The organism is Enterococcus termitis (genome assembly GCF_001730305.1).
Lineage (GTDB): Bacteria > Bacillota > Bacilli > Lactobacillales > Enterococcaceae > Enterococcus_L > Enterococcus_L termitis.
Window position 1 is genome coordinate 262,691 of sequence record NZ_MIJY01000043.1, and the last position, 15,681, is coordinate 278,371.

A 15,681-nucleotide genomic window follows, 5' to 3' on the forward strand; every position below is an offset into this window, starting at 1 on the left:
ATGAAAAAAATTCGCGAATTGACTGTAGATGAGACCTTTGAACTATTTTTGTTAGTCAAAAATGCAGATGTGCGTATGGCAAAAAACGGCAAAAAGTTTATTGCTTTTACGTTTCAAGACACCTCAGGCACGATTGATGGAAAATATTGGGATGCGTCTGAGGAGGAAATCAGCCGCTATACTGCTGGACATGTTGTTCTACTAAATGGAAAAAGAGAAGTCTATCAAGGCAATCCTCAAGTTAAAATCATCCATATGCGTTTAGCGCGACCAGAAGAACCGAATGAGCCGACATTGTATATGGAAAGAGCACCACTGAAACGAGAAGATATGGTTGAAGAAATCAATCAAACGATTTTTGAAATCACTAATGCGCACTGGCAACGAATTGTTCGCTATTTGTTGACTCAATACCAAAAGGAATTTTTTGATTTTCCAGCCGCTAAACGTAACCATCATGCTTTTGCGAATGGATTAGCCTATCATACGGTTTCTATGTTGCGCTTAGGCAAGGCAATTTGCAAGGAATATAATGAATTAAATGCAGCACTGCTTTATTCTGGAATAATTTTACATGATTTAGGAAAAGTAAAAGAATTATCAGGCGCTATGGCGACAGAATATACGATTGCCGGCAACTTGATTGGTCATTTAGTTCTTGTAGATGAAGAAATCACGAAGGCCTGTATTGCATTGAAAATCGATGAGAATGATGAAGATGTGATCGTGTTACGTCATATGGTTTTAGCCCATCATGGTTTATTAGAATATGGTTCTCCAGTACGTCCACGTATTATGGAAGCAGAAGTGCTGCATCAAATCGATAATATCGATGCTTCAATCCAAATGATGTTAGGCTCGGTCAGACAAACGGAGCCGGGAGAGTATACTGATCGTATTTTTGGTTTAGATAATCGTAGTTTTTACGTTCCAAAAAATATTTAAATAAAGTGAGTAGAAAAAAATGAATCAGTCAGCACAAGAATTATGGTCGCAGTTTAAGACAGAAAAAAACGTGTTGCATGATCGCTACGACGTTTGGGCATTTGGAAATTCACCTCAGATGGCAGATGAATTACTTGAGCTTGTACTTAAAGGCGAAAAGGTAGGCACCTCATCCTTGCATTTATTATATGACCTAGGTTTGGAAGAAGAACAGATGCCTGCCGTTGGAAGTTATAGTATAGTGTTGGATGGTAAAGATCAAGCGCAGGCAATTATTCGTACGAAAGTGGTTGATGTACTGCCATATTCTCAAATATCAGAGGTCCACGGGTATTTGGAAGGTGAAGGAGATCGAACACTAAGCTATTGGAGACAAGTGCATCAGCCGTTCTTTGAGCAGGAGCTAAAGGAATATCAACGTACTTTCTCAGAAGATGTATTGATTGTTTACGAGCTATTTGAACTGGTCTATAGAGCATAAAAAAAAGAGATGGGAACCATCTCTTTTTTTGTTGGTGATTATTTAGAAGAGTCTTCTGTTTTGCTTGATGATTCTTCAGTTTTTGAAGAGTCACTTGATTTAGAATCTTTTTCTTTAGAAGATGTTTCTTTTGTAGAAGATTCGCTTGATTTAGAAGAGTCTTCTGTTTGGATCAAACCAGCCAAGATATCTTTGAATGCATCATCTTTGATTTTCACATTTGCTTCAGTTAAAACATCAGATGTTACTTTTTGAACGAATTCTTGGTCGTTTTCTTTGTTTGTTTCAGCAATTTTCTTCAACTCTTTTTTGTAAGGAGCCATGTCGTTGCCTTTTGATTTGTTTTTAACCATTTTCACAACATAGTAAGCTGATTGGTAAGTTGTTGCATCTGTTGTTTGGATCGGTTCAGAAATAGCACCGTCTTTTAATTTGAATGCTGCTTCTTTTACTTGATCCGGAACAGTTGTTGATTGAGAATCAAATTTCACTTTTCCACCATCATCTTTTGTTGTTGTATCCGTTGATTTTTCTTTAGCGATTTTTGCAAAGTCGCCGCCGTCATCTAATTGTTTTTTGATATCTTTTGCTTCATCTTCAGTAGCAACTTGGATTACTTGTGCTTCTACTTCTGGATGGAAAGTTTCCCAAGCAGCTTTTAAATCTTCATCTGTAATTTTGATGTGTGCTTTGATTCCAGCTTGGTAAGCAAGGTTTTGTTTGATTAATTGTTTGTAGCTTTTTTCTGTGTAGCCAGCTTGTTTTAATTGTTCTTCTAAGTTTGCACCTTGATCTTTAGCGTTTTGCTTCGCTTCATCATATTTCTTTTGAACTTCTTTGTCAGAAACGTCTTTACCATATTTTTCTTCAAAAACTTTGAAGATGATCATGTTACGAACGTCTTGTTGACTTTGTTGGCTTGATTTTACTTGATTGTAAAAATCATCCACAGTGATTGTTGCGCCTTTCATTGTTGCGATTTCTTTAGAACCGCCTGAACATGCTGCCAACGCAAAAACACTGAACAAGCCTGCTGCGGCTAGGATTAATTTTTTCTTCATTCTTTTAGCACTCCTAAGTTTGTTTTATTTTTTATTATGTAGAAATTAATTCTCACGTCTATTACTATACCACACTATGTTTCATAAAAGAAATATTGAATTAATAGTTTCAAGAAATTTTCGAATTTAGGACACATTTTCCTCGATAAAAAACGTTATTTTAGACAATTTAGTGAGTTAAATAGACGAAAAGAATTTCTATAAATAGAAGTATAATTAAATAATTGGCTGGAAATCACTCTTTGAGGGATATATTAGCCTCTCAAAATTCTAAATAAACGATGCTAAAAAAGCAACTCCTTCGGAAATAAGCCGAAACTCACAAAAATTGAAGAACACGTTTCGTGAATTCCAGGCTATTTCTAGGAGCCAAATGTTTTTTATCCGAACCTCTAAAACGTGTTAATTTTCTTTTGGCATTTCAGGAAGTTCTGATTGGATTTTTTCGATTTGTTCGTTGATTTGTGCTATTCGTGGTTCAGTTTGAAAATTAAAATTTTCTATATCTCGGTTAAGTCCTTCGATAAATGGATCGATATAGATTTCAGCTGCTACTTGTAAAGCTTGTGCAGATTCTTTAAAGTGATCAAGTTTATCGGTGAAGTCTTCTTTTAAGTCTGTCCATTCATCAAGCTCGTCGACAAATTTTTGACGTGTCTCTTTTCCACTTCTAGGAGCAAAAAGTAATCCGCTAGCAGCACCTACAACTGCCCCAAAAAGTAAACCTTTCGCAAATTTTGCCATTATAATGCCTCCTGTTCTCTGATTTTTTTCGCAATTTCCTGCATTTCTTCAGAGGAATAGTTTTCTTGGTTGTTACCAAAATGAATTGAAAAATCATCTGTTTTTGCATAGCGGGGAATCAAATGAATATGTGAATGGAAAACAGATTGGTAAGCCAATTCCTTATTATTGTTGATGATATTCAGCCCTTGCATTTCAGGAAAGGCTTTTTCAAGTGCGCGTGCCACGATCGGTACTCTGGCAAAGACCTCTCCAGCAAGTGTCGGCTCGTATTCAAAAATATCTGTCACATGTTCTTTAGGCACTAATAACGTATGTCCTTCTGTCACTTGAGTGATATCTAAAAAGGCATAGACTTTATCATCTTCGTATACTTTATAGCTAGGGATTTCCTGGTTAATAATCTTACAAAAAATACAATCTGTCATGCTGAACCTTCTTTCTTTATAGTGTTTCTTTTACTTTACCACATCTTGAATTTTATTTGCGAGGAAAAGTTCATGAAACCTTCAAAAAGTTCGTGGTATAATAGACGAAGATAAAATTTAGTTGGAGGTAACTTATGAGTTTAGTTATTGAACATTTAACAGGCGGCTACGGTCATATCCCTGTTTTAAAAGATATTAATTTTGAAGTGAAATCTGGTGAGATGGTCGGTCTAATCGGACTGAACGGTGCTGGGAAAAGTACTACGATCAAAAATGTGATTGGATTGTTAACGCCACAAAAAGGAAAAATTTCTATTGATGGTGAAACACTGAAACAGCAACCAGAAAGCTATCGTAAAAAAATCGGTTATATTCCTGAAACACCTTCTTTATATGAAGAATTGACTTTAAGAGAGCATATTGAAATTACCGCAATGGCTTATGATATTCCGATTGAAGAAGCATTTAAACGTGCTGAAGCATTATTGAAAACTTTTCGTTTAGAGAACAAGTTGGATTGGTTTCCTGCTAATTTTTCAAAAGGGATGAAACAAAAAGTCATGGTTCTATGTGCCTTTTTGATACAACCGAGCCTGTATATTATTGATGAGCCGTTTTTAGGTCTCGATCCGTTGGCGATTCATGCGTTGCTGGAATTGATGGACGATATGCGTAAACAAGGGGCAGGGATCTTGATGTCTACTCATATTCTGGCGACGGCTGAACGTTACTGTGATCGTTTTGTGGTCTTACATGACGGAGAAGTCAGAGCGATCGGTTCAATGGAAGAATTGCGTAAGGAATTTAATTTACCGGATTCTTCTTTAGATGACATTTATATTGCACTAACAAAAGAAGAAAAGGTGGGATAGTATGTCTGGATTTTTTGGCATTCGTTTAGCACGCCACCTGAAAAAAATGATGAAATATATGCGCTATGTCTTTAATGATCACTTTATTTTAGTCTGTGTCTTTTTACTAGGTGGGTTAGGCTTCTACTACTCACAGGTTTTAAAAACATTACCTGCAAATTTTGTTTGGGGAAGACCGATCGTATTACTTTTATGGCTGGCGCTTTTACAGATCGGAAAAATTGCAACACTAGCCGAAGAGGCGGATAAGGTGTTCATTTTACCTAAAGAGCCTGAAATGAATCACTACTTGAACCGAGCTATGCGTTACTCTTTTTGGTTGCCTCTTGTCGTATTGGGATTGATGAGTGGTATGTCTATGCCTCTAGTAGTTGTTTCTACAGGTTGGGCGTTTTCCACATTTGCTTATTTTATTGTGATGCTGGGATTATTGAAAGCAAGTCATTTGCGGTTGCAAAAATATGAGCTGTACCAAATTTCTGCGGGTGAACGTCATCAATGGTTTGGACTGTGGCTCGTGACTAGTTTGTTAGTGATTGGGTTGAGCTTATATACGTTGCCCTTAGCAGGACCGCTAACAGCGTTGGTTCAATTTTTACTTTTCTACTTTATGTTGAACAAAAAAGAGCAAAGTGTGTCATTAGACTGGGAAAAGATGATTATAGTCGAAAAAAATCGGATGCACCGTATCTATCAATTTATCCATCTGTTTACAGATGTTCCGGAAATTTCTAGTAGTGTGAAGCGGAGAAAATTCCTTGATCCGTTTTTAGCTAAAATAAAAAAATCGACACAGAATACGTATTTGTATTTATACGCGCGCAGCTTTTTACGTGGTTCTGAATATAGTGGTTTATTTATTCGCCTTGTTTTGGTTTGTGGTGTGATTCTCTTTTTCCTTAAAGAGTTTTGGATTTCAATGGGCGTATCGGTTCTTTTCATCTATTTGATCGGGTTTCAACTGATACCAATCTATACTCAGTTTGATTATATGGTGATGACACAGCTATATCCAGTACCGAATGAGCAGAAAAAGCAAGCGGTCAGCCGTTTAGTAACTGTATTGTTGTTTGCAGCAGCGTTGTTGTTTAGTGTCTTTGTATTGATTGCATTGCCTGATGTAAAAGAAGGGCTGATGATCATTGTAGCGTTGGTTGTGGAAGTTATTTTATTTGCCCGCTTGTATGTTCCTTATCGTCTAAAGAAAATGGAGGCTTAACGATGCATATTTTATGGAATGATCAAATTGTTGAACGTGAAGAAGTCAAAATCGATATCGAGGATCGCGGTTATCAGTATGGGGACGGCTTGTATGAGGTGGTTCGTGTATATAATGGACAGCTATTTATGCTTGAAGATCATTTGAACCGTTTATGGACTGGTGCTGAGAAGATCCGTATGACAATGCCGTTTTCAAAAACTGAGTTGTCGGAGAACCTAAAAAAATTAGTCGAAATCGAAGCTATCAAAGAGGGAAAACTGTACTTCCAAGTCACACGCGGTATTGATTCACCAAGAAATCATGCATTACCCGATCCCCAAAAGGTCAAAGGTGTTTTAACCGCCAATATCACTGCTTGTGAGCGTCCGGTCGGGAAAATGGAAGCAGGTATTACTGTGGCTGTTGTGCCAGATACGCGTTGGCTTCATTGTGATATCAAGTCATTGAGCTTATTGGGAAATGTTTTATCATTGGACGAAGCTCGTCAGCAAGGCTTTGATGATGCTGTGCTAGTGCGTGATGATAAAGTGACAGAGGCATCGGCTGCTAATTTCTGGGCGGTCAAGGACGGAACTGTGTATACTCATCCGGACGGTAATTTGATTTTATCAGGTATCACCAAGAAAAAAATCATAGAGCTGGCAAATGAATTAACTATTCCGGTAAAAGAAGAAGCTATTTTTGAAGAGGAATTATTTACAGCTGATGAATGCTTCGTTTCGGGATCAGTCACAGAGATTGTGCCAGTTGTAAAAATAAATGATCATGTAGTCGGCACAGGGAAACCTGGAAAAATTACTAAACAGTTGATAAATGCGTACATCGCAAGCGTTGATGCCGAATGTGGATTCTCTGAATAAGGTGCCACATTTAATGGACAAGAGAGATGCTTGACGTGAAAGGCTATGAAAGCTAAAATGATAGGTACTGTAAATAATGAACCGAAGATAAAAAAGCTAAGTGAAATAATTTGTTCCATCATTGCTGAGAAACATGCCAAGAAATACAACGAAGTGATGAGTTGCTATTGATTGGTACAAGATGACTGGAAGGAAGGTTGCTTCCAGTCGGACCGTTATCTAGCTGCACAGGCTAGCTCTTCGGAAAAAAGATAAAAATAGAATGAGACAAAAAGCGTCTCAATCGATTTTTCCTATTTTTCTGTCAGAGCTTGACGAGCCTGTTCCGCTTTTATTTGTTATCTAGCTGTACAAATCAATCCTTAGGAAAATAGACAAATTGCCAGTGAGACAAAAAGTGTCTCAAAGTCAATTTCCTAATTTTCTACAGGATTAAGCGATTTGTTCCGCTTTTGCTGAGAAACACAGCGAAAGACCTGAACTGATGTTGAACAGTACAAGACTTTCAAAGAAAGTGTTGATCCTTTTTATTTTAAATCGTGTTAAGATAGGAGATAATTTCCATGGCATTTCAGTTGGATAAGGAATGGCGCTTGCAGCCAATAAAAGGCGCAACTGGCCAAACGTTCATGGGTATACGTGCGACTGAACGAGTATTCATTAAACGAAATACGTCTCCTCTTTTGGCCGCTTTATCTAAAGAGGGAATCGCGCCAAAATTAGTTTGGACAAAGCGAACAGTGACGGGAGATATTTTAACCGCTCAGGAATGGTTAGATGGTCAGGTGCTAAAAGCACAAGAAATCGGTCGGAGAAACGATGTGGTTGATGTTCTTTATCATTTACATCATTCACATATGCTAAAGAAAATGTTGGAGAAAATTGGTGGGCAAGTGCAAACACCAGCAATGCTGCTTCAGACATATCGTGAAAAGCTACCGCCGGAACTTCAAAATAATACATATCTTGAACGCGTGTATGTGTATCTGCAGCAGATGATCCCCAATTATTCTGTTCACAATTATATGGTTGTACATGGCGATGTGAATCATCGTAATTGGATCGTCTCGAAAAATTATTTATATCTAGTTGACTGGGATTCAGTGATGGTAGCTGATCCAGCTTTAGATCTAGGTATGCTTCTGGGACACTATGTTCCGCGGGCAAGTTGGAATAAATGGTTGTTGTCTTACGGCATGCATCCGACGGAAGAAAATGTGACAAGAATCAAATGGTACGCCTTGTTCAATTTTCTTCAAGAAATCCTTCGTCATTATCAATCAGGAGAAAAGCGGGAAATGAATGCGGAGATTTTAAAGTTAAAACAAGCGTTTGGGTACTAAAGAGAGTGAGAAGATAGAGACAAGCAGTTGTTCACTATCAACTTGAAATAGTAGAGGGCAGTGCAAAACAATTCCGTTTTGCCCTACCCTCTTAAAGTTTGTATAGAGAAAGGAAAATAATTATGCGCATGAGAAAAAGACCAGGAGCGGCGGAATTACTTGCAAGTCATCCTGAATTAGTCGTAGAAGGTCCAGAAAAATGGCAGGGAAAATGGCAAGAACGTTTTGGGAATGATCACCCGATTCATATTGAAATTGGTTCTGGGAAGGGACAATTTGTTGTTGGGATGGCAAAGGCTCATCCAGAAATCAATTATATTGGGATTGACATGCAACTAAGCGTTTTATCGATAGCTTTGGAAAAAGCATTAGCAGAAGAATTGCCAAATCTGCAATTACTGCATGTAAATGGAGAAGCACTGACAGAATATTTTGCCGAAAATGAAGTAGACCAAATCTATTTAAATTTTTCTGATCCTTGGCCAAAAACTCGTCATGAGAAACGTCGCTTAACGTTTAAGACTTTTTTAGCGACAGATGAAACCATTCTAAAACCCAATGGAGAAATCCATTTCAAAACAGATAATCGCGGATTGTTTGAGTACTCTTTAAGTAGTTTTTCAAAATACGGGATGATTCTAGAACAGATTTGGCTTGATCTGCATGCAAGCAATTATGAAGGAAACATAATGACTGAATATGAAGAAAAATTTTCTGCAAAAGGTCAGCCCATCTATCGAGTTGAAGCAAGATTTCAAGCAGAGCAATAAAAATAAGCTGAAAAATAGCGTTTGACACCGGTTTCATATTATGATATATTTTAAGCATAAAACGTAGGGTGTAACTATTAAATTAGGCACGACCTAAGAAAAGTCATTTTTCTTAGGTCGTTTTTGCGTAAAAAAATTACGTTATTTACTCTGTTTTTAACTCGAGTTTGTTGGAAATAAACTAAGGGATGTGGTCGAAGAAATTAGAAGAGTTATTGGTATAAAGTCACTTAGCCTTTTGGGAGAAGGGATTGTTAATGAAAATGCATATCGTGAAAAAGATCAATCACAACGTCGTATTAGTGGAAGATCATGGGGTAGAAAAAATTGCTATGGGCAAGGGGATTGGTTTTTCTGCAGTTGTTGATGCGGAATTTGATGAAGCATCTGCAGATAAGATTTTTGTTTTAGATTCGAAAGAAAAAACAAAAATGTTTAGTGAAATAGCGGCGCAGATTCCTCTCGAATTCATTGAGTTTTCAGAAGAAATTATTCATTTTATTCAGTCGAAAATCAGTGCAGCTTTAGATTCGAATATTTATATTGCGTTGACTGATCACATTTATTTTGCGATTCAGCGAAAAAGAGAAGATAGTCAAGTAACAGCGATCATGTTACCGGAAATGAAGCTCTTATATCCAGAAGAATATACGACTGCTGTTGAGGTCGTAGAATTGATCAATCAGCGCTATGACACAGAATTAGGTGCGAATGAAGTTGGCTTTATCACTATGCACATCATCAATGCAGAGTTAGGGGAACGAAACAGTTTAAATAGTTTAAAGATTTTAGAAATGACCACAGCTATTTTGCAACTTTTGGAAAAGGAATATTTTGGTAGATTAGATAAAGATTCACTAACGTACCACCGCTTAATGATCCATATAAAATTTTTAGTGAAGCGCTTGATTTATCAAGAAACGGCACCAGAGGAAGATTTTTCTTTTTTCAATGCATCATTTCAGGAAAGTCCTCCTTATAAAGTAGCCCAATTTATCACTGACAAGATCGAAGAAACATACAAAATAACGATTCAGGAAAATGAAACAGTCTATTTAGCGGTCCATCTAGCAAGAATTAAATAAAACCATTATTAGGGTGTTACTATTCGGTAGGCGTAACCTAATGAGCGATCCTTCAGGATTCTTCTGAAGTTCTCTTATTAGATTACGCCTTTTTTGTTGCTACGAAAAAAGAAATGAGGGGAAAAATGGGAAAAGTAATTATTAATTCAGATGATTTTGGTTACAGTCGTGGTGTGAATTATGGCATTATCGATGCCTATCGTGAAGGTATTTTGACGTCAACAACACTGATGGCTAATATGCCGGGCTTTGAACATGCGGTTCAGTTAAAAAAGGAGCATCCTGACTTAGGAGTAGGTGTTCATTTAACGTTAACTTGCGGACAGCCACTTCTAAAAAATCTAAGTACATTGACGAATGAAAAGGGGCAGTTCAAAAAGCTAGCCTTTTATGAGCAACCGTTTCAAATTGATTTAGATGAACTGTATCAGGAATGGAATTATCAAATTCAAAAAGTGTATCGTGCAGGAATTGTCCCCACTCATTTGGACAGTCATCATCATACGCACACGTTTGGTCAAAACCAGGAAATAGTTGTGGCCTTGGCCCAAAAATATGATTTACCTGTTCGAGGAAACTTTGAAAAAAACGAAGCAGTTAAGCATGTGACCTACTTTGAACGTTTCTTTGATGATGTAGGAGTGGAAACGGCAGCTGAACGTCAAATAGAAGGAACACTTGAGGGATATCTGACCGAATTGCTAGAAAAAATGAGAACGTTCGAAACCACAGAAATTATGTGTCATACAGCATATATCGATCAGGAGTTATATCAATGTTCAGGCTTTGTCTTTCCAAGAATCAATCAAGTGGAATTTTTGATTCATTCGGAATTTGCGAAAGTAGTGAAGCAAGATAAAGAGATCGAGTTGGTTACGTATAGGGAGATTTGCTGAGAAACATGCCAAGAAATACAACGAAGTGATGAGTTGTATTTCTTGGTACAAGGTGACTGAAAGGAACGTTGCTTCCAGTCGGTCCGTTAGCTGATGTTGAACAGTACAAGACTTTCGTAAGAAAGTGTTGATCATTTATGTTATCTAGCTGAACAGGCTAGCTCTTCGGAAAAAAGATAAAAATAGAATGAGACAAAAAGCGTCTCAATCGATTTTTCCTATTTTTCTGTCAGAGCTTGACGAGCCTGTTCCGCTATTGCTGAGAAACATGCCAAGAAATACAACGAAGTGATGAGCTGCTATTGATTGGTACAAGGTGACTGAAAGGAACGTTGCTTCCATTCGGACCGTTAGCTGATGTTGAACAGTACAAGACTTTCGAAGAAAGTGTTGATTATTTGCATTATCCAGCTGCACAAATCAATCCTTAGGAAAATAGATAAATTGTCAGTGAGACAAAGAGCGTCTCAAAGTCAATTTCCTAATTTTCTACAGGATTCAGCGATTTGTTCCGCTATTAGTCGTTATCCAGCTGCACAAGCCAGCCTTTCGGGAAAAAGATAAAAATAGAGTGAGGCAAGAAGCGCCTCAATCGATTTTTCCTATTTTCCAGTCAAGGCTAAGCGGCTTGTTCCGCTTTTAGTTGTTATCCAGCTGCACGAGCTAACTCCTCGGGAAAAAGATAAAACCTGAGTGAGGCAGGAAGCGCCTCAATCATGTTTTCCTATTTTCCATTCGGAGTTGGACGAGCTCGTTCCGCTTTTAATTTAAGGGAGGGGTTTTTATGTCAAATTTTAAAGCAAATATTCAAAAATTGGGGAGAGCGATGTTGCTTCCTGTTGCTGCAATGCCTTTAGCTGGTTTGATCATGCGTTTATCTGCAGATGATATGCTGAATATTCCTGTTATTGGAGCGGCGGGGAATGCTGTTTTTGGGAATTTAGATATTTTGTTTGCGATTGGTGTGACGATTGGTTTTGCTAAGACAAAAGATAAAGGGATTCCAGCGTTAACTGGGTTTCTGGCGATTGCTACGTTGAAAAAAGGGTTGGAAATCATGAATCCGGATGTGAGTATGGGGATTTTCGGAGGAATCATTTCTGGTCTGATTGCTGCGTGGACGTATAATCATTTTAAAAATCAGAAGCTGCCACTGGTCTTTTCTTATTTTGCAGGAGAGAAATTTCCATTAACGATGGTCATGATTTTACAAACGATCACTGCTGTTGTTTTTGGTTTTATCTGGCCGATCATTCAATCTGGAATCGATAGTTTTGCCAAATTGTTAGTTGATATGGGGGCATTTGGTGTTGGGATTTTTATGTTCCTAAATCGTTTATTGATTCCGTTTGGACTGCACCATGTGCTGAATACCTACGTTTATTATGATTTAGGTAGCTATACGTCGCCCAGTGGAGAGGTATTTCGTGGTGAAATGACGCGTTTTATCAATGGTGATCCTCAGGCTGGTTTATTCTTGTCAGGATTTTTCGTTGTCATGATGTTTGGTATTCCGGCGATCTGTTTAGCGATTTATCGCGCAGCATTTAAAGAAAATAAAGAAATGGTCAAAGGAATCATGGGTAGTGGAGCGGCAACATCTTTTATCGCAAACATTACAGAGCCTGTAGAGTTTAGTTTTATGTTTATCTCACCAATGCTTTATGTGGTTCATGCATTCTTTGCTGGTTTAGCGGGATTTGTTTGTTACTTATTCAATATTAGGATCGGCTTTACTTTTGGAGCCTGTATCGTAGATTATTTGATCAATTTTAGGATTGCAACTAATGCTATCTTGATCGTGCCGATTGGACTGGTCTTTTTCGCGCTGTATTATTTCACATTTTACTACTTGATCACTAAACGCAATATTCCGACTTTAGGAAGAGAAGCTGCTTCAGAATTTGATACAGAAATAGTAGCAGAAGAGGAAAAAGAGCTGACGCTAGCTAGTAAAAATTATGAATACATGGCAAAAAAATTACTTGATGCTTTTGGCGGATCTGGAAATATTGCCGATGCTTACAGTTGTAATACACGATTAAGAGTGGAAGTTTTAGATAGCTCAATAGTAAATGAACAACGAATCAAGCAATTAGGTGTTAGTGGCATCGTTAAGCCAACAGAGAAAAATTACCAAGTGATCGTTGGTTTGGAAGTAACATACATCATGGCTGAATTTGATAAATTATTAGAAAATCAAGGATAGGTGAAGAAGATGACAAACAAACAAATTATTACTATAGCAGGTGGCGGCAGCACGTATACTCCTGGAATCATTCAAGCAGTGTTGAACAATGCAGACCGTCTGCCTGTCGCTGAAATTCGATTATATGATATCGATAAAAAAAGAAATGATGATATGTATTTGATTATTGATTTTATGCTGAAAAAAGATGGGTATGATCAAGTACAGTTATCATCGACCGAAGATCCAAAAACAGCATTTAGCGGCTGTGATTTTATCTTTTCACAAATTCGTGTGGGTGGTATGAAAATGCGGGAACAAGATGAAAAAATCGCATTGAAATATGATTTGGTTGGACAAGAGACCTGTGGGTTAGGCGGTTTTGCATATGGAATGCGTTCGATGAGCGGCCTATTGGAAATTGTTGGTTATGTGCAGGAATTTGCTCCTGATGCGTGGATTTTAAATTATACGAATCCGGAATCGATTGTTTCAGAAGCAGTGCGTAGAACGTATCCAACGGCTAAAATGATCAATGCTTGTGATATGACGATTTCGATTGAAGAGACGATTGCTGTCAACTATGGCTATGATCGGAAAAATTGGATTCCTAGTTATTATGGTTTGAATCATTTTGGCTGGTATACGTCGATCTATGATAAAGCTTTAGGGCGCGATGTCATGCCTGAAATTATTGAAAAATTAACGACACAGGAAATGGCAGTCGCTGATTTTAATGCAGGAGATAAAACTTGGCAGGAAGCGTTTAGTATGATGTCCGTGATTACGAAAAATTTTCCGACACATGTGCCAAATAACTATTTAGAATATTATCTTTACCCCGATATGGTGGTTGAACATGCAGATAAAGAGTACACACGTGCAAATATGGTCATGGATGGTAGAGAAAAAAATACCAGAGAAATGGCACAAAAAATCCGTGATGGGTTTACAGAAGATGTACTAAATTTCAATTTTGGCGAACATGGACAGTATATCGTCGATATGGCAACTTCACTTTTAAATGACGAACGTCGCCGATTTATGTTGATTGTGCCAAATCAAGGGGCAATTCCGAATCTTAGACCGGATGCAGTTGTGGAAGTTCCAGCCTATGTTGGAGCAACAGGTGTAGAACCGATTTCTTTAAGACAACCGATCAATGATTTTCATAAAGGCCTGATGGAAGCCCAAGTTGCGGCTGAAAAGTTATTAGTAGATGCCTATTTTGAAGGTTCGTATCAAAAAGCATTGCAGGCGTTTACTTTAAATCAAACAGTACCAAATGCTAGAGTGGCGAAATTAGTGCTGGACGAAATGATCGAAGCAAATAAAGAGTACTGGCCAACATTGGTCTAAAGGCTAGGTGGAAAATGAGATTTTTTAAAAAGAAACGTGTGCTGAAGTCGATAGCAGAAGGTCGACTGGTTCCTTTAACTGAAGTGAACGATGCAGTATTTTCAAAACAGATGATGGGGATTGGTTTTGCTGTGACGGCACATTCTGGTCAAATATATGCTCCAGTTTCAGGGAAAATCCTAAGTATTTTTCCAACCCTCCATGCGATTACGCTCGAGAGTGAAAACGGCGATACTCTGTTGATCCACTTGGGATTGGATACTGTAGAGTTAAATGGGGCGCCTTTTACAGTATTTGTACAGGAAGGAGCGACGGTCAACGCGGGACAAAAACTAGCAGAAATGGATCTATCGATGCTGGCTAAAGAGGGAAAAGATCCAGTAGCGATCGTTGTTTTACCAGAAGTAAATAAAGGTGAATTGATCAAAGAGAATATACTCGTATCGATTGAAGATGACGTGTTTAGGATTTGATTTTAGAAAAATCCAATAGAGAAACAGTGGATTGTCTGCTGTTTTCTCTTTTTATGTAAAAGGAGAAGTATATGTATTTGTTTTATTTTTTACCTGCACTTGGTTGGGGGCTGATGCCGGTGATTGCGTCATTGACAAAGGCTAAGCCAATTAATCAATTGCTTGGTACGACGATGATGGCTTTGGTGTGTGGTACATTGATTCTATTTTTCGTACAGCCAGAGTTGAATCGAACCATAGTGGTTGTGACCTTCTTATCTGGTTGTTTATGGTCGATTGGTCAGTATTTGCAGTTTCGCTCATTTCAATTAATGGCTGTTTCAGAAGCGATGCCGATTTCAAATGGGTCACAATTGATAGGAACGACGCTTGTTGCAGTGGTTTTTTTTCAAGAATGGCAGGGAGTATCTGCCTTTATTATTGGAGGCTCTGGGATTATTTTGATCCTCTTAGGAATTGTTTGTACGTCATTTAATAAAAGGCAATACCAACAAAAAGCTACAGGAGATTTTAAAAAAGCACTGTTCTATTTGCTACTTTCTTCAAGTGCCTTAGTATTTTATGTAACATTGCCAAAACTTTTTTCTATCTCTGGCATAGCCGTGATTTTCCCTCAATCTATTGGTATGTTTATAGGCTCACTTTTCTTTGCTTGGATTGAAAAAGAACAGATCGATCCTATTGATATTATAAAAAATTGGCCCACAGGTATTTTCTGGAGTGTGGCTAATATTAGCTTATTTTTGATCATTCCTCTGCTAGGTGTAGCAAAAAGTTTTACTTTTTCTCAATTAGCTGTGTTAGTATCGATTTTTGGTGGGTTATATTTTTTGAAGGGGAAAAAGAATATAAACGAATTACGGCTGATTATCTTAGGCTCAGTGTTGATCACCTTAGGAATCCTGTTAGTTGGTGCAATTAAATAGTATTAGAGGAGTTGATAAAGCTAGCTGC

At 37.8% G+C, this 15,681-nt stretch carries 16 protein-coding genes; 13 read left to right on the top strand and 3 right to left on the bottom strand.

All coding sequences use genetic code 11. The annotated features are described in order from the left end of the window. A complete protein-coding gene (locus tag BCR25_RS15295; RefSeq protein ID WP_069664451.1) occupies positions 1-945 on the top strand; it encodes a 3'-5' exoribonuclease YhaM family protein in 945 nt (314 codons plus the stop codon). Between the two features lie 19 nt (positions 946-964). Beyond that, complete coding sequence (locus BCR25_RS15300; RefSeq protein ID WP_069664452.1) at positions 965-1,426, top strand: ASCH domain-containing protein; 462 nt, start codon at positions 965-967, stop codon at positions 1,424-1,426. 38 nt (positions 1,427-1,464) lie between these two features. Here the strand turns inward: BCR25_RS15300 and BCR25_RS15305 are convergent, their stop codons facing one another. The 3 genes from BCR25_RS15305 to BCR25_RS15315 all read right to left on the bottom strand — a co-directional run bounded on the left by BCR25_RS15305 (position 1,465) and on the right by BCR25_RS15315 (position 3,659). After that, entirely contained in the window at positions 1,465-2,487 is a 1,023-nt protein-coding gene (locus tag BCR25_RS15305; protein WP_069664453.1) for a peptidylprolyl isomerase, read from the bottom strand. A gap of 402 nt (positions 2,488-2,889) precedes the next feature. Beyond that, complete coding sequence (locus BCR25_RS15310; protein ID WP_069664454.1) at positions 2,890-3,234, bottom strand: YtxH domain-containing protein; 345 nt, start codon at positions 3,232-3,234, stop codon at positions 2,890-2,892. After that, positions 3,231-3,659: an HIT family protein gene (locus BCR25_RS15315; protein WP_069664455.1), complete on the bottom strand. Its 429-nt coding sequence runs from the start codon at positions 3,657-3,659 to the stop codon at positions 3,231-3,233. Before BCR25_RS15315 ends, BCR25_RS15310 begins: the two co-directional genes overlap by 4 nt. A 134-nt stretch (positions 3,660-3,793) precedes the next feature. Between BCR25_RS15315 and BCR25_RS15320 the strand changes: the two genes are divergently transcribed. From BCR25_RS15320 to BCR25_RS15370, 11 genes are all read left to right on the top strand, one after another. After that, positions 3,794-4,531: an ABC transporter ATP-binding protein gene (locus BCR25_RS15320; protein WP_069664456.1), complete on the top strand. Its 738-nt coding sequence runs from the start codon at positions 3,794-3,796 to the stop codon at positions 4,529-4,531. Position 4,532: 1 nt separating this feature from the next. Next, a complete protein-coding gene (locus tag BCR25_RS15325) occupies positions 4,533-5,750 on the top strand; it encodes an ABC transporter permease (RefSeq protein ID WP_071879549.1) in 1,218 nt (405 codons plus the stop codon). A gap of 2 nt (positions 5,751-5,752) precedes the next feature. Then, entirely contained in the window at positions 5,753-6,613 is an 861-nt protein-coding gene (gene dat, locus BCR25_RS15330; protein ID WP_069664457.1) for a D-amino-acid transaminase, read from the top strand. Between the two features lie 563 nt (positions 6,614-7,176). Then, positions 7,177-7,956 carry a phosphotransferase family protein gene (locus BCR25_RS15335; protein WP_069664458.1) on the top strand — a complete coding sequence of 260 codons (780 nt, stop codon included), beginning with the start codon at positions 7,177-7,179 and terminating at the stop codon, positions 7,954-7,956. A gap of 122 nt (positions 7,957-8,078) precedes the next feature. Further along, positions 8,079-8,726, top strand: a complete 648-nt coding sequence (gene trmB / locus BCR25_RS15340; protein ID WP_069664459.1) for a tRNA (guanosine(46)-N7)-methyltransferase TrmB — start codon at positions 8,079-8,081, stop codon at positions 8,724-8,726. Positions 8,727-8,989: 263 nt separating this feature from the next. Beyond that, positions 8,990-9,811: a PRD domain-containing protein gene (locus tag BCR25_RS15345; protein WP_069664502.1), complete on the top strand. Its 822-nt coding sequence runs from the start codon at positions 8,990-8,992 to the stop codon at positions 9,809-9,811. 125 nt (positions 9,812-9,936) lie between these two features. After that, positions 9,937-10,707 carry a chitin disaccharide deacetylase gene (gene chbG, locus BCR25_RS15350; protein ID WP_069664460.1) on the top strand — a complete coding sequence of 257 codons (771 nt, stop codon included), beginning with the start codon at positions 9,937-9,939 and terminating at the stop codon, positions 10,705-10,707. 784 nt (positions 10,708-11,491) lie between these two features. Continuing rightward, positions 11,492-12,916, top strand: a complete 1,425-nt coding sequence (locus BCR25_RS15355; RefSeq protein WP_069664461.1) for a PTS transporter subunit EIIC — start codon at positions 11,492-11,494, stop codon at positions 12,914-12,916. 9 nt (positions 12,917-12,925) lie between these two features. Continuing rightward, complete coding sequence (locus BCR25_RS15360; protein ID WP_069664462.1) at positions 12,926-14,254, top strand: family 4 glycosyl hydrolase; 1,329 nt, start codon at positions 12,926-12,928, stop codon at positions 14,252-14,254. Positions 14,255-14,268: 14 nt separating this feature from the next. Then, complete coding sequence (locus tag BCR25_RS15365; protein WP_069664463.1) at positions 14,269-14,727, top strand: PTS sugar transporter subunit IIA; 459 nt, start codon at positions 14,269-14,271, stop codon at positions 14,725-14,727. A 71-nt stretch (positions 14,728-14,798) separates the two neighbouring features. Next, positions 14,799-15,653 (top strand): GRP family sugar transporter, encoded by an 855-nt coding sequence (locus BCR25_RS15370; protein WP_069664464.1) that lies wholly within the window; start codon positions 14,799-14,801, stop codon positions 15,651-15,653. Positions 15,654-15,681: the final 28 nt, after the last annotated feature.

Coding starts and splice junctions, on each gene's coding strand:
- trmB (WP_069664459.1), top strand. CDS start 8,079: ATGCGCATGAGAAAAAGACCAGGAGCGGCGGAATTACTTGCAAGTCAT.
- BCR25_RS15355 (WP_069664461.1), top strand. CDS start 11,492: ATGTCAAATTTTAAAGCAAATATTCAAAAATTGGGGAGAGCGATGTTG.
- BCR25_RS15320 (WP_069664456.1), top strand. CDS start 3,794: ATGAGTTTAGTTATTGAACATTTAACAGGCGGCTACGGTCATATCCCT.
- BCR25_RS15345 (WP_069664502.1), top strand. CDS start 8,990: ATGCATATCGTGAAAAAGATCAATCACAACGTCGTATTAGTGGAAGAT.
- BCR25_RS15365 (WP_069664463.1), top strand. CDS start 14,269: ATGAGATTTTTTAAAAAGAAACGTGTGCTGAAGTCGATAGCAGAAGGT.
- dat (WP_069664457.1), top strand. CDS start 5,753: ATGCATATTTTATGGAATGATCAAATTGTTGAACGTGAAGAAGTCAAA.
- chbG (WP_069664460.1), top strand. CDS start 9,937: ATGGGAAAAGTAATTATTAATTCAGATGATTTTGGTTACAGTCGTGGT.
- BCR25_RS15315 (WP_069664455.1), bottom strand. CDS start 3,659: ATGACAGATTGTATTTTTTGTAAGATTATTAACCAGGAAATCCCTAGC.
- BCR25_RS15370 (WP_069664464.1), top strand. CDS start 14,799: ATGTATTTGTTTTATTTTTTACCTGCACTTGGTTGGGGGCTGATGCCG.
- BCR25_RS15325 (WP_071879549.1), top strand. CDS start 4,533: ATGTCTGGATTTTTTGGCATTCGTTTAGCACGCCACCTGAAAAAAATG.
- BCR25_RS15295 (WP_069664451.1), top strand. CDS start 1: ATGAAAAAAATTCGCGAATTGACTGTAGATGAGACCTTTGAACTATTT.
- BCR25_RS15335 (WP_069664458.1), top strand. CDS start 7,177: ATGGCATTTCAGTTGGATAAGGAATGGCGCTTGCAGCCAATAAAAGGC.
- BCR25_RS15300 (WP_069664452.1), top strand. CDS start 965: ATGAATCAGTCAGCACAAGAATTATGGTCGCAGTTTAAGACAGAAAAA.
- BCR25_RS15360 (WP_069664462.1), top strand. CDS start 12,926: ATGACAAACAAACAAATTATTACTATAGCAGGTGGCGGCAGCACGTAT.
- BCR25_RS15305 (WP_069664453.1), bottom strand. CDS start 2,487: ATGAAGAAAAAATTAATCCTAGCCGCAGCAGGCTTGTTCAGTGTTTTT.